The sequence below is a fragment of the Pseudomonas auratipiscis genome (genome assembly GCF_036324085.1).
Classification (GTDB): domain Bacteria; phylum Pseudomonadota; class Gammaproteobacteria; order Pseudomonadales; family Pseudomonadaceae; genus Aquipseudomonas; species Aquipseudomonas auratipiscis.
This window is the reverse complement of sequence record NZ_JAZDCU010000016.1, coordinates 61513-82973: the sequence shown is the minus strand read 5'-3', so window position 1 is coordinate 82973 and position 21461 is coordinate 61513. Positions and strand designations below refer to the sequence as shown.

The 21461-nt window shown below is 59.1% G+C and carries 18 protein-coding genes and 1 tRNA gene; 12 read left to right on the top strand and 7 right to left on the bottom strand.

Annotation, left to right across the window (positions count from 1 at the left end):
* Positions 1-136: 136 nt before the first annotated feature.
* The 5 genes from V0R60_RS20430 to V0R60_RS20410 form a co-directional block, all read right to left on the bottom strand.
* Positions 137-212, bottom strand: a tRNA-Gly gene (locus V0R60_RS20430).
* 62 nt (positions 213-274) lie between these two features.
* Positions 275-835 (bottom strand): CDP-diacylglycerol--glycerol-3-phosphate 3-phosphatidyltransferase, encoded by a 561-nt coding sequence (gene pgsA / locus V0R60_RS20425; RefSeq protein ID WP_136475622.1) that lies wholly within the window; start codon positions 833-835, stop codon positions 275-277.
* A gap of 32 nt (positions 836-867) precedes the next feature.
* On the bottom strand, positions 868-2691 hold the full coding sequence (gene uvrC / locus V0R60_RS20420; protein WP_136478912.1) for an excinuclease ABC subunit UvrC: 1824 nt from the start codon (positions 2689-2691) through the stop codon (positions 868-870).
* Positions 2692-2695: 4 nt separating this feature from the next.
* A complete protein-coding gene (gene gacA / locus V0R60_RS20415; protein ID WP_136475621.1) occupies positions 2696-3334 on the bottom strand; it encodes a response regulator transcription factor GacA in 639 nt (212 codons plus the stop codon).
* An 80-nt stretch (positions 3335-3414) separates the two neighbouring features.
* Positions 3415-3819, bottom strand: a complete 405-nt coding sequence (locus V0R60_RS20410) for a helix-turn-helix domain-containing protein (RefSeq protein ID WP_136475620.1) — start codon at positions 3817-3819, stop codon at positions 3415-3417.
* A gap of 658 nt (positions 3820-4477) precedes the next feature.
* Here V0R60_RS20410 and V0R60_RS20405 point away from each other — a divergent pair.
* The 11 genes from V0R60_RS20405 to V0R60_RS20355 all read left to right on the top strand — a co-directional run bounded on the left by V0R60_RS20405 (position 4478) and on the right by V0R60_RS20355 (position 18808).
* Positions 4478-5785: a nucleotide sugar dehydrogenase gene (locus V0R60_RS20405; protein ID WP_330080223.1), complete on the top strand. Its 1308-nt coding sequence runs from the start codon at positions 4478-4480 to the stop codon at positions 5783-5785.
* A gap of 155 nt (positions 5786-5940) precedes the next feature.
* A complete protein-coding gene (locus tag V0R60_RS20400) occupies positions 5941-7464 on the top strand; it encodes a glycosyltransferase (protein ID WP_136475618.1) in 1524 nt (507 codons plus the stop codon).
* A gap of 15 nt (positions 7465-7479) precedes the next feature.
* A complete protein-coding gene (locus V0R60_RS20395; protein WP_136475617.1) occupies positions 7480-8643 on the top strand; it encodes a PilZ domain-containing protein in 1164 nt (387 codons plus the stop codon).
* 20 nt (positions 8644-8663) lie between these two features.
* Positions 8664-10115, top strand: a complete 1452-nt coding sequence (locus V0R60_RS20390) for a sel1 repeat family protein (RefSeq protein ID WP_136475616.1) — start codon at positions 8664-8666, stop codon at positions 10113-10115.
* Entirely contained in the window at positions 10112-11569 is a 1458-nt protein-coding gene (locus tag V0R60_RS20385; protein WP_330080224.1) for an alginate export family protein, read from the top strand. The genes V0R60_RS20390 and V0R60_RS20385 overlap by 4 nt, the downstream gene beginning before the upstream one ends.
* Positions 11570-11583: 14 nt before the next feature.
* Entirely contained in the window at positions 11584-13011 is a 1428-nt protein-coding gene (locus tag V0R60_RS20380) for an MBOAT family O-acyltransferase (RefSeq protein WP_136475614.1), read from the top strand.
* Positions 13012-13020: 9 nt separating this feature from the next.
* Positions 13021-14115, top strand: a complete 1095-nt coding sequence (locus V0R60_RS20375; protein ID WP_136475613.1) for an alginate O-acetyltransferase — start codon at positions 13021-13023, stop codon at positions 14113-14115.
* A gap of 19 nt (positions 14116-14134) precedes the next feature.
* Positions 14135-14779 (top strand): alginate O-acetyltransferase AlgF, encoded by a 645-nt coding sequence (locus V0R60_RS20370; protein ID WP_330080225.1) that lies wholly within the window; start codon positions 14135-14137, stop codon positions 14777-14779.
* 8 nt (positions 14780-14787) lie between these two features.
* Positions 14788-16182 (top strand): alginate O-acetyltransferase AlgX-related protein, encoded by a 1395-nt coding sequence (locus V0R60_RS20365; RefSeq protein WP_330080226.1) that lies wholly within the window; start codon positions 14788-14790, stop codon positions 16180-16182.
* The gene (locus V0R60_RS20360; protein WP_136475610.1) at positions 16173-17288 is read left to right on the top strand and encodes a polysaccharide lyase; all 1116 of its coding nucleotides are present in this window, start codon (positions 16173-16175) and stop codon (positions 17286-17288) included. The genes V0R60_RS20365 and V0R60_RS20360 overlap by 10 nt, the downstream gene beginning before the upstream one ends.
* Positions 17289-17305: 17 nt before the next feature.
* On the top strand, positions 17306-18808 hold the full coding sequence (locus V0R60_RS20355; RefSeq protein ID WP_330080227.1) for a right-handed parallel beta-helix repeat-containing protein: 1503 nt from the start codon (positions 17306-17308) through the stop codon (positions 18806-18808).
* Here V0R60_RS20355 and V0R60_RS20350 read toward each other — a convergent pair.
* Positions 18798-19229 carry a GNAT family N-acetyltransferase gene (locus V0R60_RS20350; protein WP_330080279.1) on the bottom strand — a complete coding sequence of 144 codons (432 nt, stop codon included), beginning with the start codon at positions 19227-19229 and terminating at the stop codon, positions 18798-18800. The genes V0R60_RS20355 and V0R60_RS20350 overlap by 11 nt on opposite strands.
* A 38-nt stretch (positions 19230-19267) precedes the next feature.
* Entirely contained in the window at positions 19268-19666 is a 399-nt protein-coding gene (locus V0R60_RS20345; protein ID WP_136475609.1) for a DUF488 domain-containing protein, read from the bottom strand.
* A gap of 112 nt (positions 19667-19778) precedes the next feature.
* On the opposite strand from V0R60_RS20345, the gene V0R60_RS20340 reads away from it, so the two are divergent.
* Complete coding sequence (locus tag V0R60_RS20340; RefSeq protein ID WP_136475608.1) at positions 19779-21395, top strand: inorganic phosphate transporter; 1617 nt, start codon at positions 19779-19781, stop codon at positions 21393-21395.
* The last annotated feature ends 66 nt before the right edge of the window (positions 21396-21461 follow it).

The following is a 21461-nucleotide window of genomic DNA, read 5'->3' as shown; positions in this document are numbered from 1 at the left end:
GAGCAATGAAGTAACTGGCATTTCTGACAGGTAGTGTTTGCCGTCGGCGCAAATGGGCTGCACAGAAACGAAAAAAGACGCCGAAGCGTCTTTTTTCGATGATCTACAGAATTAATGAAATTCCCAGATCTATATTTGGAGCGGGAAACGAGACTCGAACTCGCGACCCCGACCTTGGCAAGGTCGTGCTCTACCAACTGAGCTATTCCCGCATTTGGTGACGGCCATTCTATAGATTCACGGAACGCCGTCAAGCCCTTGATTCAAAAAAGCTTTATTTTTGTTCCGAACCTTCGCGCAGGTGCGGCCAGGCGGCGCGCAGGTAGTGCACCATAGACCACAAGGTCAGGCCTGCGGAAATCATCAGCAAGACGTAGCCCAAAATCACCCAGAAGGTCATCACCGGCGGATTGGCCAACAGAATCACCAGCGCGAGCATTTGTGCGGCGGTTTTCCACTTGCCCAGGTTCGACACCGCGACATGTGCCCGTGCGCCCAACTCGGCCATCCATTCGCGCAGGGCCGATACCACGATCTCACGACCGATGATCACCGCTGCTGGCAATGTCAGCCAGAAGTTTGCATGGACCTGCACCAACAGCACCAAGGCCACAGCGACCATCAACTTGTCCGCCACGGGGTCGAGGAAGGCTCCGAAGGGTGTGCTCTGCTGCAGTCGGCGGGCCAGGTAGCCGTCAAGCCAGTCGGTGGCCGCTGCAACAGCAAAGACACTGCTCGCTGCGATATAGCTCCAATGGTACGGAACATAAAACAGCAAAATGAAGATCGGAATGAGCAGGACGCGAAGAACTGTAAGTAGATTTGGGATATTCATCGGCACAACTGGCTGCAAAGTGAGGGGGCATTCTACTCGCTATGCAGGGTCGCATAAATCGACTCGGCAAGCTTTTTACTGATTCCCGGTGCTTTGGCGATTTCTTCGATGCTGGCACGGGTCAATTCCTGCAGGCCACCGAAGTGTTTAAGCAGGTCACGACGGCGTTTTGGTCCTACCCCAGCTACATCTTCAAGGCTGGAGGTACGTCGGGCCTTACCGCGTCGGGCACGGTGGCCGGTAATGGCAAAGCGGTGCGCTTCGTCACGAATCTGCTGAATCAAGTGCAACGCTGGCGAGTCGCCCTTGAGGGTGAACTCGTGGGCCGCATCGTTGAGGTACAAGGTTTCAAAGCCCGCCTTGCGGGTTACGCCTTTGGCCACGCCGAGCAGAATCAGGTCTGGCACCGCCAATTCCTGCAGCACATCGCGGGCCATGTTCAACTGGCCCTTACCGCCGTCGACCAACAGCACGTCTGGTAACTTGCCCTCTCCGTCCTTGATGCGCCCGAAGCGGCGAGTCAGGGCCTGATGCATGGCCGCATAATCATCGCCCGGGGTGACGCCTTCGATGTTGAAGCGTCGGTAGTCCGATTTCAGCGGCCCCTCCGGCCCAAACACCACGCAGGATGCTACGGTGGCCTCGCCACTGGAGTGACTGATGTCGTAGCACTCAAGGCGTTGAGGCACCTCATCGAGGGCCAGCACCTGAGCCAAGGCTTCAAAGCGTGACGCCATGTGCTGACGGTTCGCCAGGCGGGCGCCGAGGGCCTGTTCGGCGTTGGTCACCGCCAACTGCTGCCAGCGCGCACGGGTACCGCGCACCCGATGGCTGATGGTCAGTTCGCGCCCGCGCAAGGTTTCGATGGCCGCGGTGAACGCAGCGAAATCTTCATGCACCACGTTAACGATCAATTCGCCCGGCAGGTCGCGCTCGGCGTTACCTATATAGTACTGCGAGAGAAACGCGGCCATCACCTCGGCCACATCCTCTTCGATCCCAACCTGCGGAAAGAAATTCTTGCTTCCCAAAACACGCCCACCGCGCACACTGATCAAGTGCACACAGGCGCCACCAGGGTTGGTAAACGCCGCGACGACATCCACATCGCCACTGCCGCCCTCCATACTCTGCTGGTCCTGGACCCTGCGCAGCAGCCCGATCTGATCGCGCAGCTCGGCGGCCTTTTCAAATTCCAAGGCCATCGCCGCCTGTTCCATCTCAGCATTGAGTTCATTGGTCAATTGGTGACTGCGCCCCTCGAGGAACATCACCGAGTGGCGTACATCGATGGCATATTCCTCGGGCTCGACCAAGCCGACACAGGGGGCCTTGCAGCGCTTGATCTGGTACTGCAGGCATGGGCGGGTGCGGTTGCTGTAGTAGCTGTCTTCACATTGGCGAACAAAGAAGGTCTTTTGCAACAAGCTCAAGCTTTCGCGAATTGCCCCGGCACTTGGATAGGGGCCGAAGTACTTGCCCTTCTGCTTCTTGGCTCCGCGGTGAATGCCGAGGCGCGGAAACGGACCATCGGAGAGAAACACATAGGGATATGACTTGTCGTCGCGCAACAGAATGTTATACGGCGGCCGCCACTGCTTGATCAGCGTCTGCTCGAGCAGCAGCGCTTCGGTCTCGTTGGCGGTAATGGTGGTTTCGACCTGAGCAATACGCGCCACCAGCGCAGCCGTCTTCGGCGCCAGGCCAGTTTTGCGAAAATAACTGGCCAGGCGCTTCTTGAGGTTTTTTGCCTTACCGACATACAGCAGCCGGGCTTCACCGTCGAACATCCGGTAAACGCCTGGGCGACCACTGCAGGTCGCCAGAAAGGCACTTGCATCAAACACAGGAATCATGAGTTCAGAGATTGGCGTCAACCATGCCATGGCGGACCGCCAACAGCGTCAACTCGACGTCGCTGGTGACCGAGAGTTTTTCGAAAATTCGATACCGGTAAGTATTCACCGTTTTCGGGGACAGGCACAGCTTATCGGAGATGATCTGTACTTTCTGGCAACCGACGATCATCAGGGCGATCTGGATTTCTCGCTCTGACAGCGTATCGAATGGCGAGCCTTGCGGCTGGAACGGTTTCAGTGCCAGTTGCTGAGCAATTTGCGGGCTGATATAGCGCTGACCTGCAAAGACCAGGCGAATGGCCTGCACCATTTCGTCGAGCCCTGCCCCTTTGGTCAGGTAACCAGCTGCGCCGGCCTGTAGCAACCGAGTCGGAAACGGGTCTTCTTCACAGACAGTCACCGCCACCACTTTTACATCGGGGTGGCTGCGCAGCAATTTGCGCGTCGCCTCAAGGCCTCCGATGCCGGGCATTTTCACGTCCATGAGGACGACGTCAGGCTTGAGCTCACGTGCCACCTTCAAGGATGCCTCGCCAGAGTCAGCCTCGCCCACTACCTGCAAACCATCGATATCGGCCAGCATACGGGTGATGCCTGTACGTACCAGATCGTGATCATCGACCACCAGGACCCTAATCAAGCAGACACCTCACACTGCGGCGGCAATTGGATGCCGCCACCTTAGCAAAAACCAAGTGCCAGAGCTAACGGAACAGGTCATCAAATCGACACCCGTTTGTCCTTTGCCGCCACGCGGTCAAAGACTACCGGGTCCGCCTCGCAAACCAGCGCACATGTGCGTGGCAGAGCGCTGGCGAGACTACCGAGCAAATGCTGGACCGCGGCCTGGTCGGCCGTGGGCAGGGCGCGAAATGCACCGAGCAAACTGACCTCTTCGGAGCTAAGGGTGCCCTGGGCTACCGGCGTACGTGTACCGCTCAGTACATACAGGGCATCGACGCCCCTGGCGGCCACGGCGGCCATATAGTCGGCCTTGGGTGTACGTTCACCACTCTCATATTTGCCTTGGGCGTTGGGTTCGACACCGCCAATGTCACCGAAAACGCGCTGGGTAAGGCCCAGACGCTCCCTTTCTTCCCGTAGACGGGGTCCGATTCCGTTCATTGCAGTTCTATGTCCTTGGTCCATCGTCCATGCCTGCTATCCACGCATTCCTGCCAGATAGGCCACTCAAGCGCCACTATGCACGGGAGGACAAGCGCTGCACAAGCCGAGCAACATACTCGAGAGTAGTGGTTTAACAATGACCTTCTCTATTGAGTTGCTTCGACTTGACTACCGGCCGATGAACTTTCCACGCATAAGCGATGGCACTTTGCCCATCTCGATAATTACCCAACTACTATTTATCTCAGGCAACTAAGTACACAACATCAAGATCAGAAAACCAACTGACAAACCCGTCAAAAGGCCCGCCACAAAACCGTCAAAATCTGGCCAAAACCCCAAAAAACTCATTTCTTGACGCCATTTAGTCGACGACTGACAAGAAAATATTTTTTGACGCACAACTAATTGACAACTTTAAGTCATTGATTTTAAACAGTTTTTAATTTGCAATGAATTAATATTAGTTTGAATTCAATATCAAACAACAGATTGCTTGCCTAACTAAAAAAACTCCCCTTAGGATATAAACAAGAGAACGAACACACGGCCTTCGCCTGTCCAGCGCGCGATACGATATCGCGCGCTCGCCGCATCGATTTCACCGATAAACTGAGTAACCGGGACAGCCAGGCTGTGCTCGCAAGAGGGAACTATGAATATCAGTATTTTTGGATTGGGTTATGTAGGTGCAGTCTGTGCGGGATGCCTGTCCTCCCGGGGTCATCAGGTGCTAGGGGTCGACATTTCCCAGGACAAGATCGACATGATCAACCAGGGCAAGTCTCCTATTGTCGAGCCTGGGCTTGAGCAACTGTTGCTCGATGGCGTCAACCGTGGTCGTCTGCGTGGCACCACCGATGTTCAAGCTGCGGTACTGGCTACGGAAATGTCGCTGTTGTGCGTCGGCACCCCGAGCAAGAAAAACGGTGACCTGGATCTGGTCTACATGGAGGCGGTGTGCCGCGAAATTGGCATGGCGCTGCGTGACAAAGCCAGTCGCCACACCGTAGTGGTGCGCAGTACTGTCCTGCCAGGCACCGCCAAGAACGTGGTCATCCCGCTGCTTGAAGCCGCTTCGGGCAAACGTGCCGGGATTGACTTCGGGGTTGCGGTGAACCCTGAGTTCCTGCGTGAAAGCACCGCTATCCAAGACTACGACTTCCCGGCAATGACCGTGATCGGGGAACTGGACGCTCAGTCTGGCGACCTTCTCGAATCGTTGTACAAGGGCCTTGATGCGCCGGTGATTCGCAAGTCGATCGAAGTCGCCGAAATGATCAAGTACACCTGCAACGTCTGGCATGCGACCAAGGTCAGCTTTGCCAACGAAATCGGCAACATCGCCAAGGCCTCCGGCGTCGATGGCCGTGAAGTCATGGACGTGGTTTGCCAGGACTACAAACTCAACTTGTCGCGTTACTACCTGCGTCCAGGTTTTGCCTTTGGCGGCTCTTGCTTGCCCAAAGATGTACGCGCCCTCACCTACCGCGCCGGACAACTGGACGTCGAGCACCCTCTACTGGCCTCGATCATGGACAGCAACCGCAATCAGGTGCGCAACGCTTTCGACCTGATTGCCCGCCAGGACAAACGTCGTATCGGTCTTCTCGGCTTGAGTTTCAAGTCCGGCACTGACGACCTGCGCGAAAGCCCATTGGTGGAACTGGCAGAAATGCTCATCGGCAAAGGCTACGAGCTGACCATTTACGATGCCAACGTCGAATACGCCCGTGTCTTCGGTGCCAATCGCGACTACATCGAATCGAAGATCCCCCATGTGTCGTCGCTGCTGTGCAATGACCTCAGCACAGTGATCAACGGCGCCGACGTGATTGTGCTCGGTAACAACGACGATAGCTTCGCCCAGGCACTGGATGTTGCAAGTGACAAACAGGTCATCGACCTGGTCGGCTTCATGCCCCATGGCAGCAACGACAGCCAACAGGGTATCTGCTGGTAACGCCCAAGCTACGTAGAGAGCAACGGGCAAGCAATCCAGGTTTGCGCCTGACTGAACCGAACACCTGCCGTTTTCTGCCTGCCGCCTCGCGGTCGGGCCTGGTAAGTGCGCATTTCAGTCAGGCCCATGTGCCTGTAGAACGGAGCAACGGTTAGATGGAACGACAGCAACAACCGCCTTCAGGCGCACGCCGGGGAGCCGCAAGCTTTTGCGCCTGGGCCTGCCTGTTCGGCCTGATCGCCCTGGCCTCGGAAATGATCGCTCCGGCGTATCTGGACCCAAGCCACCACAGCTTCATCTTCATCATCGGCACCTTGGGAATGTGGCGCTATGGCAATGCCATCGTGCACTACCTGCGTGGCATGTACTTCCTGCACTGGAAGTTTCCACGCATCCGCAAGGCTGTGGAGCGCATGGGTGACGCCGCGCTGCCGGCACATATGTTCATGGTGGTGACCAGCTTTCGCATTCCAACCCATACCACCTTCAAGGTCTACCAGTCGGTTTTCCAGGAAATACAACGGCTCAATGTGCCCTGCACGGTGATCGCTTCGATTGTCGAAAAAGGTGACGAGCAGTTCATCAAGGAAATCATGCGCAACGAGGTCAAGGGCCGCGACGATATCAAGCTGGTTATCGTCCGCGCCCGTGGCACCGGCAAGCGTGATGGCCTGGCCCATGCGTTTCGTGCTTTGTCGCGGCAGATGCCACTGGAAGACTCGGTTGTCGGTGTGGTCGATGGCGACACCATGATGCTGCCCGGCTGCGTGGAACGTGCGGTGAAACTGTTCGCCTACTTGCCCAAGGTCGGCGGCCTGACCACCAACGAGTTCTGCGAAGTCGAAGGCAGCAACCTGATGCGCCAGTGGCACTCGATGCGTTTCGTCCAGCGCCATATCAATATGTGCTCCATGGCCCTGTCGCACCGCGTACTGACCCTGACCGGACGCTTGTCGTTCTTTCGCGCCAGCGTCATGACCGATCCTGCCTTCATCCGCGACGTCGAAGCCGATTTTCTCGAACACTGGCGCCTGGGTCGCTTCCAGTTTCTCACCGGTGACGACAAGTCATCGTGGCTGAGCCTGATGCGCGCCGGCTGGGACACCTTCTACGTGCCCGACAGCAATACCCTGACCGTCGAGCATCCACCAGACAACAGTTTCTGGCGGGCCACGCGACTGCTGATGTTCCGCTGGTACGGCAACTCGTTGCGACAGAACTTTCGCGCCACCGCCCTGCTCGGTCGTGCGCGCCTGGGCCTGTTCACCTTGTATGTACTGCTCGATCAACGGGTATCGATGTGGACCTGCCTGATGGGCCTTACCGCCTCGGTAGTGGCTGGCGTCGTGTTTGGCATCCAGTACCTGCTGGTGTACCTGTTCTGGGTGTTGTTGTCGCGCAGCATTGTCACTGTGCTGTTCCTGTTTGCCGGCCACCCGGTCAGCCCGATGTACCCCTTTGTTCTTTATTACAACCAGATCGTCGGCTCGGTGATGAAGATCTATGCGCTGTTCCACATGGACCAGCAGCGCTGGACCCGACAGAAAACCACTTTAAGCAACGGCAGCGTCGACTTCGATGCAGCCCTGAACCGCTGGTCCTCGAAAGCGATGTTGTTCTCCTCCATCGCGATTTTCTTCGGGGTTATCTCGGTTCTTCTCGAACTCACGCAACGTTAAGGAAAGGCGCCTGCCATGAGTAGCTCAAGTACACCTACAGTTCCCGCTAAAGCTGCAGCCAATGTCGTTCACGAAGCTATCGACGAACGCCAGCACGTGCGCACCCGGATCAATGCCCACATCACCCTTACAGCGGCCGGCCAGCCCACCATCGAAACCAACGTGCAGGACATCTCCCTGGGCGGCATTGGCCTGCGTCACGACAAGCCGCTGACCATCGGCAGCCTGTACAACGCCTCGATTCGCCTGCGCCTGAATCAGTTGAACCTGAGCCTGGACAGTAAAGTGCGCATCGTTTCCCAGCGCGGTGAGGAAGTAGGTGCGCAGTTCGTCGACCTGGATGCGCAAAAGCGCGACATCTTGCGCTACATCATCAGTGCCTACCTATCGGGCGAAATTGCCGACATCAACGGTCTATTCAACGTGATGCAGCGAGAAAACTACATCAAGGAACGCAAGCAACAGCACGCCAGTGCGCGCAACGGCAGCGATCGCCTCAAGGCCGTGGCCGGTACCCTGCTCTATGCCGCTGCCGGCCTCGCCGCAGCGGGCTTCGTGGCCTACAAGAGCTACATGCTGTTCTTCCGCATTCCTGCCGTACAGGCGCAGGTTTCAGCCAACGCGCAAGTCATCAGCATGCCCGACAACGGCTACGTCAAGTTCCTCCTCAAGCCCGGCCAGGCGGATGTGAAGGCCGGTCAACCCTTGGCCAATATCTCTACCCAGTTGGCTACCAGCTTCACCAGCCCTGCGGACATGAAAGCCGTGGCGGATCTGTCGCCAGGCGATCTGCAGACCCTGCTTGGGCGCGCAACTATCGAAACGGTGATCAACAGCCCGTGCGATTGCGAAGTCTACTTCCCCACCAAGCCTCTCGATGGTTATGGCTACAAGCAGGCGCCGCTGATGCACTTGCTACCGCGCAATGAAGGCCTGTTCGTCACCGCCAACGTGCCCTTCGACAAGCTGGCCGATATCTCCCGAGTGAAGTCGGTGGATATGAAGGTGTTTGGTCTGGATGAAAACTTCACCGGCAAGGTAGTGGATTCCCGTGTCGACGAGGTCAACAAAAACCTGGCGCTGACCATCGCCCCGGACTCCCCATTGCCGCGCGAGGCTTATCAGAAGCCGGTGGCTGTTGATCTGTTCCTGAGCCTGCCGTTCACGGCATCGCGCTGAGCAAAAAGGAAGAATTGGCGATGAACGCGATGATGCCCTCCCGCCTGTTGCTGGCCAGCCTGTGCGTGGCTTGTGCCGGCGCCGTCTCGGCCGGACAGAGTCTGGATCAGATCCGCTACGCGCTGTACAAGGACCCGAGTGCTAATGTCAGCGGCGATCTGCGCCTGCTGTCGGAGCGTGGCGACCTGGCGTCCAAGCTGTTGTTGGGCGATGTCCTGGCCAGCACCAATGGTGCCAACCGCATGGAAATCATCGGCCTGTACAAGGAGGCATTCGCGGACGGCCACGGTCAGATTCCGGCGCTGACTTCCCTGGCACGCCTGCTCGACCGCACCCCCAGCCTGCAACAGGAACAACGCGACTGGATGGCCCAGGCCCTGACGCGCTACCCGGCTACCCTGGACCCGCGCAACGCCAGTACCACCCTTGAGGTGTTCCTGGTCTACCCGCAATTGGTTTCCACCGGCGATGCCGAGCAACTGCTGGCGCTGTACCAGCAGTCGTGCCTGCTCAACTGCCGCCCGGAGCTTTTCCGTGCCGTGCTGGCTGAACGCCAAGGCGATCGTCAGGGCGCAGAGCATTGGTACCAGCAGGCGGCGCGTGTGGACGTGCGCGCAATCGATCGTTATTACCGCTTCCTGGGTGACGATCAGGACCGCGCGTTTCCGGTCTTCGCCCGTAGCCTTGAGCCCCAGCGCTCTACCCTTGCAGTTGAGATTGTGCAGCGCATTGGCTCACTGCTCGAAAGCATCAGCAGTGTGCAGCGCGCTGATTTCGAAGCAGACCGCTACGCGCGCCAAAGCGCTGCCATGGGCCCTGCCGGTACGCAACCCGATGCGGCGCAACTGGCGGCGGAAAAGGCTCAACGCGATGTCCTCGATGCGGCCCTGGCCGAAGCCCACCGCTGGCGTGACAACGCCGCCGACCGTGGCTTCGTACCGGCCATGGTGTCCAGAGCCAACTTCATGATTTCCACGCCCACCGAGCACAACGCCGAGGAAACCCAGGCCCTGATCGACCAGGTGCAGGCCCGCGAACCCACCCGCGCCAAGGTCCTGCAGGCGTCTTTCTACATGGTCAACAACTGGCTGACACTCGACCCGCAGAAGGCCCGGGCGCTGATCGATGAACTGATCGCCAGCCATTACCCCGACGCTCAACTGCTGCTGGCCGAGTACTACAGCAAAGGTGTGGAAGATCAACCGGATCAAGAAAAAGCCCTGCAAATTTTCCAGGCCCAGGCCGACGCCGGTTCCACCACCGCCTGGTACCGCATGGCGACCCTGCATGCTTACGGCCGCGCCATCTGTCATGACCCGGTCAAAGCCTACGCCTACGCCCAGGTGGCGATGGAACTCGGTGAAAACGGTGCGCGCAGCTTGATCAAGCGCCTGGAAAAAACTCTCAAAAAGGATGACATCGACCGCGCCCTGGCGGCGCGCGCCGATCTGTTGAAGGAGACAACCCTGTGAAAGCGCATCACTCATTGTTCGGTGCCCTGCTGGCCCTGACCCCGCTATACCCGGCCATGGCCGCAGAAGAAATCACCGGCCCTGAAGCTGATAGCACCGAACCTGTGCGAGTGATGCCCAGCGATGGCAGCACGCCTGTCATCACCTCGGAGTTTTTCAACAAGCTTACGGTACAAACCGGCTACGGTCCGGAAGACTCACAGGTCGACCGCGACCGCGAGATGTTCTACAGCCTGCGCTATGAGCCTTCGTTCGCCTGGTATTCGCCGGAAAAACGCTGGGCCAAGTGGATGGTCTATGGCCGCATGTGGTTGAACTATGACTCCAGCCAGTCGGGCAACCTGCAGAACGAATCAACCAACAACAATAATGTCCGTGAACAACCGCAAGGCTGGTATGCCGAGCTGCGCGAGCTGTATGTGAAGCGCAACCTGATCGGCGACGATCCGCGCTACTCGATGTCATTCGGCCGTCAGCGTTTCTTCGATGACTACGGCCTGTGGTGGGACGACAGCCTTGAGTCTGTGCGTTTCAACTACAAGGACACCTTTTCCGACGCCTTCCTCGCCGTGGGCCAGAAATTCCATAACTACAACACCGACGTCAACAGCCTTCCGGCCAGCGAAGAACGCACGCTCTATGTGATGGGCGAATACGCCTACCGCTGGAGCGAGAACAACCGAGCCGGCGTGCGCATGATGTACGAGAACGACCGCAGCGACCATGATGTCGACGACCGCTACGACTTCAAGGGCATGCGCTACGGACTGTTCTTCAAGGGCGACAATCTGCCGTCGGCGGTCATCAGCGACTACCACGTGGAACTTGCCGCGCTCGATGGCAAGATGGACAACACCAATGGCACTGGTGTGACCAGCACTGGCCACAGCAGCAAGGGTTGGGTCGCTTTGGGTGAAGTCGGCAAGCGCTTCGATACCCTGCCGTGGACCCCGCGCGTGGCCCTGCGCGGTGGCTTCACCGACAAGCCCAGCGACGACAATGACGGTTTCCGCCTCAACACCATCCAGTCCGACCGCATCACGCGCCAAGGCTCGTACAGCACGCGCCTGACCAGCTCCTTCGTGAGCATTGATCTGCAGAACCTGAGCTACTACGGCATCGCCCTGGAAACCCAACCCACCCCGCGCAGCGCCTTGGACCTGCGTCTTACCCAACTGAACATGCGCGACGATGATGGCGTGGTGCCGATCCGCATGGCCAGCGATAGCCGCAGCAAGCGCCAGAGGCAACTCGACAATGGCCAATACGGCAAGGGCGACAACGTCGGGCAAATGCTCGACCTCAACTACTACTGGAAGATGTTTCCGGTGGCACTCGACGGCAAGCACCTGGACGTCAACGCGCTGGTCAGCGCCAGTTACCTCAATGCCGGTAGCGCATTGAAGACCGGCGACGACTACCAGTTGAGCCTCGGCGTCGTAGTCAGCTACTAAGGACGGACCCTTCGATGATCTTCGCCTCCAACGTCTTTCTATTCCTGTACCTGCCCTTGTTCCTGGCGGTGTACTTCCTGTCGCGCCCGCAGTGGCGCTCGACCGTCATTGTCGCTGCCAGCTACATCTTTTATGCCTGGTGGCGACCTGACTTTTTGCTGCTGTTCGTTGCCATCACCTACTGGAACTACTGGTTCGGCCTGCGTATCAAGGCGCGCCTGGACGCAGGTGACAAACGCTGGGCATTACGCCTGCTGTGGATCGGCATCATCGGCAACCTGTCGACCCTGGGTTACTTCAAGTACGCCAACTTCGGCGCTGAAGTACTTGCCGCCCTGCTCGCGCCACTGGGCATCAACACCTGGACCCTGGAAACGATCTTCCTGCCGTTGGGCATTTCCTTCTATGTGTTCCACGCCCTGAGCTACATCGTCGACATCTACCGCAAAGATGCCACGCCAACGAACAACTTCATCGACTTCGCCGCCTTCGTGGCGTTGTTCCCGCACCTGGTTGCCGGCCCGATCCTGCGTTACAGCCAATTGGCTCCGCAGCTGCGCCAACGTACTCACTCTCTGGAGCTGTTTTCCCTCGGGGTTTGTCGCTTCATGCTCGGCTTTATCATGAAGGTACTGATCGCCGACCAACTGGCGCCGATCAACGTGCTGTTCATCAGCGAAGGCACATTGCAACTCAGCGACGCTTGGTTCGGCCTGATGGTTTCGACCCTGCAGCTGTACTTCGACTTCGCCGGCTACAGCCATATGGCTCTGGGCCTGGCATTGATGATGGGGTTCCGCTTCCCGGAAAACTTCAACCAGCCGTACGTGTCCCAGAGCATCACCGAGTTCTGGGCACGCTGGCACATGACCCTGGCGCATTTTCTGCGCGACTACGTGTACATGCCGCTGGTGCGCAAGCGCGTTGCCGGCGCATTGCCAGCGCTGGTCTACACCATGTTGTTGTCGGGTCTGTGGCACGGTGCGAGTTTTGCCTTTATCTGCTGGGGTCTGTTCTTTGGCCTGGGCATGGTCATCGAACGCAAGTACAACCTGGCAACCAAGATCACCACGCCTTATCACCTGGGGCGCAACCTGCGCACCTTCGTGCTGATCATCCTGAGTATGCCGCTGTTCTTCACCAACGACCTGCGCCACAGCCTGGATATCTACCAGGCGCTGTTCGGTCTCAATGGCCTGGGGTCGCTGGACCTCTATGTATTTGGTGCCTCGAAAATGGCCATGTCATTTGCGGTCGTCGCGCTCTGCTGGCTGGTGCTGGCCGGTAGCAACAACGTGCGTTACTACGCCGGCAACAAAGAGCACTACTTCATGCGTCATGTCGGTGGCCTCAAGGCCGTGCTGCTGTGGGCCGGCTTCGCCCTGGCCCTGAGCAGCCTGGCGGCGAACTCCTTTTCACCCTTCCTGTATTTTCAGTTTTAGGAGACCGCCATGTACCCGGTCATGAATTCGGCGAGCAAGGTCAACGGCATTCTTTTTGCCGTGGCGCTGGCAGGGATGTTCATCTACTCCCTGCCACCGGTGTTCAGTTTCGCCAAGAACCAGAGCGATGCCTGGAACCTGTTTGTCGATGGCAAATTGCTGCGCAAATTCGAGCAGGTCTACGACAAACGCTTCTTCCTGCGCGAACCGTCGGTAGAACTGTGGGCCAACGCCCAATATCGCCTGTTTGGCGAGGGCACCAAAGGTGTGGTGCTGGGCAAGGACGGCTGGTTGTTCACCAACCAGGAGTACCGTGTGCCGAACAACCTGCAAGCCAACCTTGATGGTCAGTTGGCGCAGATCGCCGAGGTGGAAGAAAAGCTCAAGGCACACAACAAGCGCCTGATCGTGCTTCCCCTGCCGATGAAAGTAGACATCTACTCCAGCCACGCCGAGCGTGCTGTCGACCCACGCGCGATCAGTCTGTACGACCGCTTCGTCGCAGGCCTGCAGGCAAACAAGATCGACGTCACGCCGGTGCGTTCAGCGTTCTTGAGCAACCTCGGTGGCCCGGAGCTTTTTCTCAAGTCCGATACCCATTGGAGCCCGGAAGGCGCGCGCCTGACCGCCTATGAGCTGGCCCGTCAGCGCCCCGAGCTGTTGGGTGATGAGCGCTACGTGTCGCACAAGGTTGCGCAGAAAGCGGTCAAGGGCGACCTGATGAACTATGTGCAGTTCAATCATGCACAACTGGCCCCGCAGTTCGGTCCCAATCAGATTGCCCTGTACGAAACCCTCAAGGCCGAACAGGACAGTGACGCCTTGTTCGCCGACGAACAACAGAGCCTGCTGCTGGTCGGCACCAGCTACAGCAAGATCGACGACTGGAACTTCACAGGCTTTCTCAAAGAAGCCCTCAACCGCGACCTGCTCAGTGTCGCGGTGGAAGCCCGCGGGCCGTTCGAAGCCATGAACCAGTTCCTGGCCAGCGACGACCTGAACAACCCACAGATCGACACAGTGGTCTGGGAGTTCCCCCTGCGCACCCTGCTTGCCCACCGTCTTGGCTCATTGAGCCGACCCGGCCAGACCCAACATTTCTGAGACTTTCAAGGAGATCATCATGAATCGTTCGCTCAAGCAATTGCTCACCGCCACTACCCTTGTACTGATCAGCAGCCAGGGCATCGCCGCAGAAGGCAATGCTGACCTGTACGACGCCGTGGCCCCTGCCGACTCGGCCTTCGTGCGCGTCCTCAACTTGTCCGACAGCAACATCGACGTGACCCTGAGCGGCAAACTCACCCCTCAGCGCGTTGCCGCCGGGCAACTCAGTGGCTACCGCTTCACGCCCGCCGGCAGCCACAAGATCGCCGTCGGTAACAAGGCTATCGAACCGCAGCTCAAGGCCAACGCCGCCAGCACCGTGGTTTATGACGGCAGCAAGTTGACCCTGATCGCCGACAAGTACGTCAACGAGCCGAAAAAAGCGCAGATCGCGTTCTATAACCTGACCCCGACCAAAGTGGCGCTCAAGACCGTCGACGGCAAAAGCGTCGTGGTCGACACCCTGGGCCAGGACCAAACCGGCAGCCGTATGGTCAACGAAATCAAGATCGGTTTTGCCGCCTATGACGATCAGCAGAAAGTCGCCCAGTTCGACGAGCTATTCCTGAAAAAAGGCCGTTCCTACAGCTACGTACTGCTGCCTCAGGGTGCTGGCTATCGGAGCATGAGCATGGCCAACAGCATCGACGCGAGCGAGTGAGTGGCGCCATGAAAAGCCTATTCGCCCTTGGCCTCGCCGCCGCAGGCGCCCTGTTCAGCGTGCAGGGCGTCGCCGCCGACAGCAACCAGGCCACCTGCAAAGGCCTGGAGTGCCTGGTTTGCCCCGGTTTGAGCAACCCCCAGCACTACGCCGAAGGCCGCATGAAGCTGATGCGTGAAATCGTCCCGGGCAAGGACCGCTGGCTGTTTCGTTCAGCCGTGGACCTGACCAACGATTTCGGCATCCCGGCGCCTATGCGCCCAGAGTTCGCCCGCCTGATGGACACCTTCCATCGTCAGGGCATCCAGGTGGCCATGGCCATCCAGCCAACGCGCGGGCTGATGCACCGCGACAAGCTGTATGCCGACAAACTGCATGGCTTCGACTTCAATCGCGCCAGTGGCAACTTGGGCAACTACCTGCAGCAACTGCGCAGTGGCGGCGCGGTGGTCGCACCGATGATGCAACTGGTGCAGAACCCACCTGAGGGTGAGTTCTTCTTTCGTCGCGATCACCACTGGACACCGGCTGGCGCCGAGGCCACCGCACGTCTTCTGGCCGAAGAAGTCCGGCGCCAGCCGTTCTATGCCGCGCTGGACAAGAAACACTATCGCACCGAGCCTGGGGTGATGCTGCCCAAGGACGGTACCTTGAACCTGGCGCTGAGCTACATCTGTGGCAACAACTACGGTTTCCAGTACGTGCGCGGCTTCCAGACGATCCCCGAAGACCAGGGCGCCGATGCCTTGTTCGACGATGCTCCGGACCCGCAGGTAATCCTCGTTGGTGACAGTAACGCCGCCGCTCGAGAAGACGAAAGCAAGCAGTTCAACTTCGACGGCTACCTCAAGCAATACCTGGACGTCGACATCCTCAACTACGCCCTGCCGGGCGTTGGCCAGGATGGCTCGTTGCTCGAATACCTGTTGTCGGAGAACTACAAGCCCAAGGCGCCGCCCAAGCTGATTATCTGGGAGCTGCCGGCCAACTATCAGTTGGAGTCCGACCTGATGTATCGCCAGCTGATTCCGGCGATCAAGGGCGGCTGCCCGGTGTCCACCGAAGTTATGGCCAACCGCCTGCAGCGTCCTGCGCTGAAGGTCAACGACCGTATCGAGCTGCTCAGCAACGCAGGCGAAGCGCGCAAGACCGTCAATGGCGGCTTCCTGGATATCCGCATCAGCGACAAGAACGTCAAGGATTTCTACGTGATCGTCTATTACGACAACGGTGCTCGGGACAAGGTCTGGTTCCGCCGCGAAGCGGTGGTTACCGGCGGCCAGTACTACTTGGAGTTGAGCCGCGCCAAGGAATTTGCCGGTGCCAACCTGCTCTCGGTGTTCATGGAGCCAACCAAACCCGGCACTGCCGCCACCCAGGTGGAAACTCGACTATGTCTGTGAAGACCTGGAGCGTACTGGCCCTGGGCCTTTGCGCCAGCCTGCAACTGAGTCAAAGCCTGGCAGCCAATTCGATCTGGCCGCCTCGGGCAACCACGCAGTCGGCGATGATCGCCGACTACCGTACCCTGCAGTGCAGCAAGGAGCCTCCGGCGCCGTACACCGGCAGCCTGCAGATGAAGAGCAAGTACGACCAGCGTGATGCGACCAAGTCCACGTTGCGCAGCAGCCCGGACGCCGACAGCGAAAAAATCGGCAAGCAGGTCAAGCAGTTCATTGGTGGGCTTATCTATGCCAGCAAGCGCTTCCAGCGGGCGAAAACGCCACAGGAAGCCAATATGGCACTGGCCTGCCAGGACCAATGGCTGCAACACTGGGCACAAGCCGGCGCCCTGCTCAACCCGGACGCCAGCAGCACCGGCATGGCGGCGCGCAAATGGGCGGTGGCGGCAATGGCCTCGACCTTACTGATGACCCAGGCCGCCAGCGACGGCAAGTTGCAACTGTCGGCACAACAGCGCGAATGGTTCGCCCAATTGGCCGAGCGCATCATTGCTGAATACCAACCACGCCGCGCCTCCAGCTTCGCCTGGTTCAACAACCATGATTACTGGGCTGCCTGGGCCGTGGCGGCAACCGGCATGTTGATTCAGCGCGACGACTTCATCCAGTGGGCTGACGGCAACCTGCGCCGTGGCTTGCAGCAAGCCGTCAAAGCCAGTGATGGCAGTTATGCCTATCTGCCACTGGAAGTCGCTCGGGGCAAGCTGGCCGCCACCTACAGTCAGTACGCACTGGTTCCTCTGGTATTGCTCGCCGAATCGGCGCGGGTCAATCACTTGCCTTGGAGCGCCGAGGATCAACAGACCCTGGATCTGCTGGCCAACTTTGCCGCGCGCAGCATCCTCGACCCCGACGAGTTGCCTGAACTCAAGGGCAAGTCACAGACCTCGGTGGCCCCTTATAAACTGGCCTGGCTTATCCCCTTTCTGGCACGCACGCCGGATCATCGCCTGGCGCGCCAGCTGTACGAAAACGAAGACGGCGACGTCGACAACTACAGCCAGATTGGCGGCCCGCTCAAGCCGCTCTACCCCAAATTGCCGTAACCCAAGGACGAATCGCCATGGCCATGCGCCCTCTATCCCTTTGCTGTCTTGCCGTCCTGCTCTGCGCAGGCACGGCGCAGGCCGCAAGCCAAAGCCTGCCGCTGCAGCAAGCGCTGAGTGTCGTCAGCGAGAATGAGCATCAAGCACAGTTGCAGCAGGTGCAGCGACAGGTAAGCCAAGCGGTGCACGTGCAGGTTACCGAGCGCCCGCGCCCGGTCGGCCGTGCCAGTGTCAGCCTGCAACCGATGTTCTCCTCGCAGGCCGGTAGCTGGCCGTTCGAGCCGTTCGTCAACAATGGATTGTTTCGGGCCATGGCCGGTTATCAGGCACACCACCCACAAGCGGTGCTCGTTCGCGGCGGCAGCATTACACTCGCGCAACTGCATGATGACCTGAACAACCCGCACATCATCAAACGCTACAAGGACGGTTACCTGCTCAGCTACCCGCTGATGATTGCGGGCGATGGCGGCCTGGTGCTCGAAGGCACCAGCCTGTATTTGTACAGCTTCTCCGGTACCGCGCTGATCAATCAAGGTTGGCTGGGCCTGAACCAGTCACACCTGGCCAGCGTTGCCGGTGACAAACCCAGCAGCACCGACCGTGCCTGGCGCCCGTTCGTCGTGGCCTGGGCAGGCAGCCATACCCAGGTGATCGGTTCGACGCTGGAGCGCCTTGGCTACAACGCCAACTTGTCCAGAGGCCTGACCACTGCCTTGAGCAGCCAACAGTCGGCGAACACCGCGCAGGCCACGGTGATCGTGCGCAACAGCCAGTTCAACGAGCTGTCCAGCGCCGTCGAACTGCAACACAGCCAGGCGCAGATCGTCGACAGCCGCTTCGAACAGTCCCAGCAGTACGCCATCGACGTACGCGACAGCCGAGTCAGCGTGGTCAACAACCAACTGCGCGGTATCGACAACAACAGCGGCATTCGTGTGCGCGGACAATCGGTGGCTCGCATCGAGCGCAACCTGATACTTGGTGCCAGCAAGGCCGCCATTGAAGTCAGCGACCAGCAAGGTGCGCTACTGCTCAGTGCCAACCTGATCGGTGACAGCCGCGGCAACGGCGTGCAACTGCGTAGCCTGGCACCTTCCTCACAGGCCCCGCTGTTGATCGAAGACAACCTGATCGGCAACAGCCAGGGCAGCGCCGTGGACGCCAGCGAAGTGAGCGGTGCAATCATGGTTAACAATCGCATCGGCAATACCCCTGAATACGCCATCAGCTTGCGCAACTCCGCGCCGCTGCCGGGGCCGCTGACCCTCAGCGGCAATGTCCTGGGCACAGCAGGCAAGGCGGTGGTACGTATCGAGGGTGTGCAGCAGGTGGTGCTCGGCCATAATCGCTTCGAAGGAAAATCGCTGTTGCAAAACCTGTTGATCGGCGACCTGCTGAGCGTTCAGGGGCCCTTGCTTGATGCCACCCAGCGCCAGGGCTGTATTGTCCGTGTCAATCGGGTGGCACAGGCGGCGGCACCAGGTGCGTTGTCGTGTGTACAGAGCGCTAGCCGATAACCCGCTGCATACGCAAAAAGCATTCATCCTCACCCACCACTTCAAAGCCCCGGCGCCGGTACAATGCCTGCGCCGGGTTGCTTTTGAACACGGTCAGGCGTAACTGCCCCAAGCGCCGATCTGCAGCCCAGCCGGCCAACTGCTCCAGCACCTCTCCCCCGATGCCCCATCCGCGCGCCTGCTCGAGCAAATGCAATTCACGGATGTACAGCGCGTGACGATCCTGGCTGAGACTGCAAAAGCCCAGCACTTCGTCGTTTTCCATGATCAACCATTGTTCACGCCAGCCCCAGGCCTGATCGAACGCTTCTTCGATCCAGAGCAGATCGAATTCACGGTAGTAACGCAGCATGGCCCGGCGGGTAAGATCGCGGGCAAAAGCGCAGTGCTGGTCGGTGGCGGGGATAAGCTGCAATGGAATGGGTCCGGGTCGGTAGAGGTGGCGGCGATTGGCGAGGGTCAAGGCTTGATTTCGCCGGCATAACAAACCGGTGAACTGCTAGGCCCCTGTCGGTCCAACTCCTCCTCCAGCCATTGCGCCAACACCTGTGCGTTGTTGTGCTCAGTATCCTTGCCAGCATAAAGCAAGGTCAGGTCAGCCTTGGCCGCCATACCCAACAACGACCACCAATGCTCCGGCCGAGCCGTCAGCTCCTGACGGTAACGCTGAGTGAACCCGGCAAAATCCACTTCTCCTTTATGAAAGGCCTGGCGCAATGCCGTCGAGGGCGCCACATCCGGCAGCCATAGTGCCTGCAACTGGTCCTTGCGCTTGTTGCGCGGCCACAATCGGTCTACCAGCACGCGCTGGCCGTCTTCAGGCCCGATCGGATCATAAACTCGTTTACAGCGGATCATCGGCACCTCGTCAGTTTTTGTCTCAGCCTAGAACTTTCATTGATCGTAGTCAGCTCGATTTCAGAAAGTTTTTCTATGCTGGCCGCCTGAGGTAAACCAACACGGAGTCATTATGACTACCCCAACGCTGGCCAGCCGTCCATCGCCAGCCGCGCCCGATGCAAAGCCGCGCCTGAACCACAAACCCAGCCGCGGCACCCTGACCCTGTTCATCGGGCTACTGCTGGCGGGGTTGCTCTACACCGCTTGGAGCCTGGTTCAAGATATCGATGCTAGCGGTACAGTGGTCACCACCTGGACACCCTTCCTGCTCTTGGGGGTAGCGCTGCTGATCGCCCTGGGCTTTGAGTTCGTCAACGGCTTTCACGATACCGCCAATGCCGTTGCCACGGTGATCTATACCCATTCCCTACCCGCCTCGGTTGCAGTGGTATGGTCGGGGTTTTTCAACTTTCTCGGCGTACTGCTATCCAGCGGTGCCGTCGCCTTCGGCATTATCGCCCTGCTACCGGTCGAGTTGATGCTCAAGGTGGGCTCCTCGGCTGGCTTCGCCATGGTCTTCGCCCTGCTGCTGTCGGCGATTATCTGGAACCTGGGCACCTGGTGGCTGGGCCTGCCCGCCTCCTCCTCGCATACCCTGATCGGCTCGATCATCGGTGTCGGTGTCGCCAATGCATTGATGCACGGCCGCGACGGCACCAGCGGCGTAGACTGGAGCCAGGCCAGCAAAGTGGGCTACTCATTGCTGCTATCCCCGCTGGTGGGCTTTGTCTGCGCCGCTTTGTTGTTGCTGGCATTGCGCCAACTGGTAAAGCGCCGCGATCTGTACCAGGCCCCGGTCGGCAACACGCCACCGCCTTGGTGGATTCGCGGCTTGTTGATCCTGACCTGCACCGGGGTGTCTTTTGCCCATGGCTCCAATGACGGGCAGAAAGGCATGGGCCTGATCATGCTGATTCTGGTCGGTACCCTGCCCATGGCCTACGCCCTGAACCGGACCATGCCAGCCGAGCAGTCCTTGCAGTTTGCCGCGGTGGCCGAGGCCACTCAGCATGCGTTGCAACGTGAGGCCCCACAATTGTTGAGTGCCGACCCGAGAGAGGTGCTAACCGAATTCATTCGCCAACCGGCAGCCAATCCGGAGCTGGTACCTGCCCTCGCCGCTCTGAGTGGCGCTATCGGTGATGAAGTCGCAGGCTATGGCTCGTTGAACCGGGTGCCCGCCGAGGCCATGGTCAACGTGCGCAACGACATGTACCTGACCAGCGAAACCATTCGTTTGATCGGTAAACACCAATTGGTGACGTTCAACGCCGACACCCAGGCCAAAGTGCAGTCGTTCAAGCACCAGCTTGACGACGCTACGCGCTACATACCGCTGTGGGTCAAGATTGCCGTGGCCATTGCTCTGGGGCTGGGAACCATGGTCGGCTGGCGCCGCATTGTGGTCACGGTCGGCGAAAAGATCGGCAATACGCACCTGACGTACGCCCAGGGCGCTTCTGCAGAGTTGGTGGCAATGTGCACCATTGGCGCCGCCGACATGTATGGCCTGCCAGTATCGACGACCCATGTGCTGTCTTCGGGGGTGGCCGGCACCATGGTTGCGAACGGCTCCGGCCTGCAGATGAAGACCATTTTCAACTTGCTGATGGCCTGGGTACTGACGTTGCCAGCTTCGATCATGCTGGCAGGTGGGTTGTACTGGCTGCTGCGGCACGTCTTCTGACGTCTTCAAGGGGCCTATTCCTCAAGGATATGCCCCTGCAACGAAGCGCAATCCAGCAAGTCAACC

Coding starts and splice junctions, on each gene's coding strand:
- pgsA (WP_136475622.1), bottom strand. CDS start 835: ATGAATATCCCAAATCTACTTACAGTTCTTCGCGTCCTGCTCATTCCG.
- uvrC (WP_136478912.1), bottom strand. CDS start 2,691: ATGATTCCTGTGTTTGATGCAAGTGCCTTTCTGGCGACCTGCAGTGGT.
- V0R60_RS20410 (WP_136475620.1), bottom strand. CDS start 3,819: ATGAACGGAATCGGACCCCGTCTACGGGAAGAAAGGGAGCGTCTGGGC.
- V0R60_RS20405 (WP_330080223.1), top strand. CDS start 4,478: ATGAATATCAGTATTTTTGGATTGGGTTATGTAGGTGCAGTCTGTGCG.
- V0R60_RS20400 (WP_136475618.1), top strand. CDS start 5,941: ATGGAACGACAGCAACAACCGCCTTCAGGCGCACGCCGGGGAGCCGCA.
- V0R60_RS20395 (WP_136475617.1), top strand. CDS start 7,480: ATGAGTAGCTCAAGTACACCTACAGTTCCCGCTAAAGCTGCAGCCAAT.
- V0R60_RS20390 (WP_136475616.1), top strand. CDS start 8,664: ATGAACGCGATGATGCCCTCCCGCCTGTTGCTGGCCAGCCTGTGCGTG.
- V0R60_RS20380 (WP_136475614.1), top strand. CDS start 11,584: ATGATCTTCGCCTCCAACGTCTTTCTATTCCTGTACCTGCCCTTGTTC.
- V0R60_RS20375 (WP_136475613.1), top strand. CDS start 13,021: ATGTACCCGGTCATGAATTCGGCGAGCAAGGTCAACGGCATTCTTTTT.
- V0R60_RS20370 (WP_330080225.1), top strand. CDS start 14,135: ATGAATCGTTCGCTCAAGCAATTGCTCACCGCCACTACCCTTGTACTG.
- V0R60_RS20365 (WP_330080226.1), top strand. CDS start 14,788: ATGAAAAGCCTATTCGCCCTTGGCCTCGCCGCCGCAGGCGCCCTGTTC.
- V0R60_RS20360 (WP_136475610.1), top strand. CDS start 16,173: ATGTCTGTGAAGACCTGGAGCGTACTGGCCCTGGGCCTTTGCGCCAGC.
- V0R60_RS20355 (WP_330080227.1), top strand. CDS start 17,306: ATGGCCATGCGCCCTCTATCCCTTTGCTGTCTTGCCGTCCTGCTCTGC.
- V0R60_RS20345 (WP_136475609.1), bottom strand. CDS start 19,666: ATGATCCGCTGTAAACGAGTTTATGATCCGATCGGGCCTGAAGACGGC.
- V0R60_RS20340 (WP_136475608.1), top strand. CDS start 19,779: ATGACTACCCCAACGCTGGCCAGCCGTCCATCGCCAGCCGCGCCCGAT.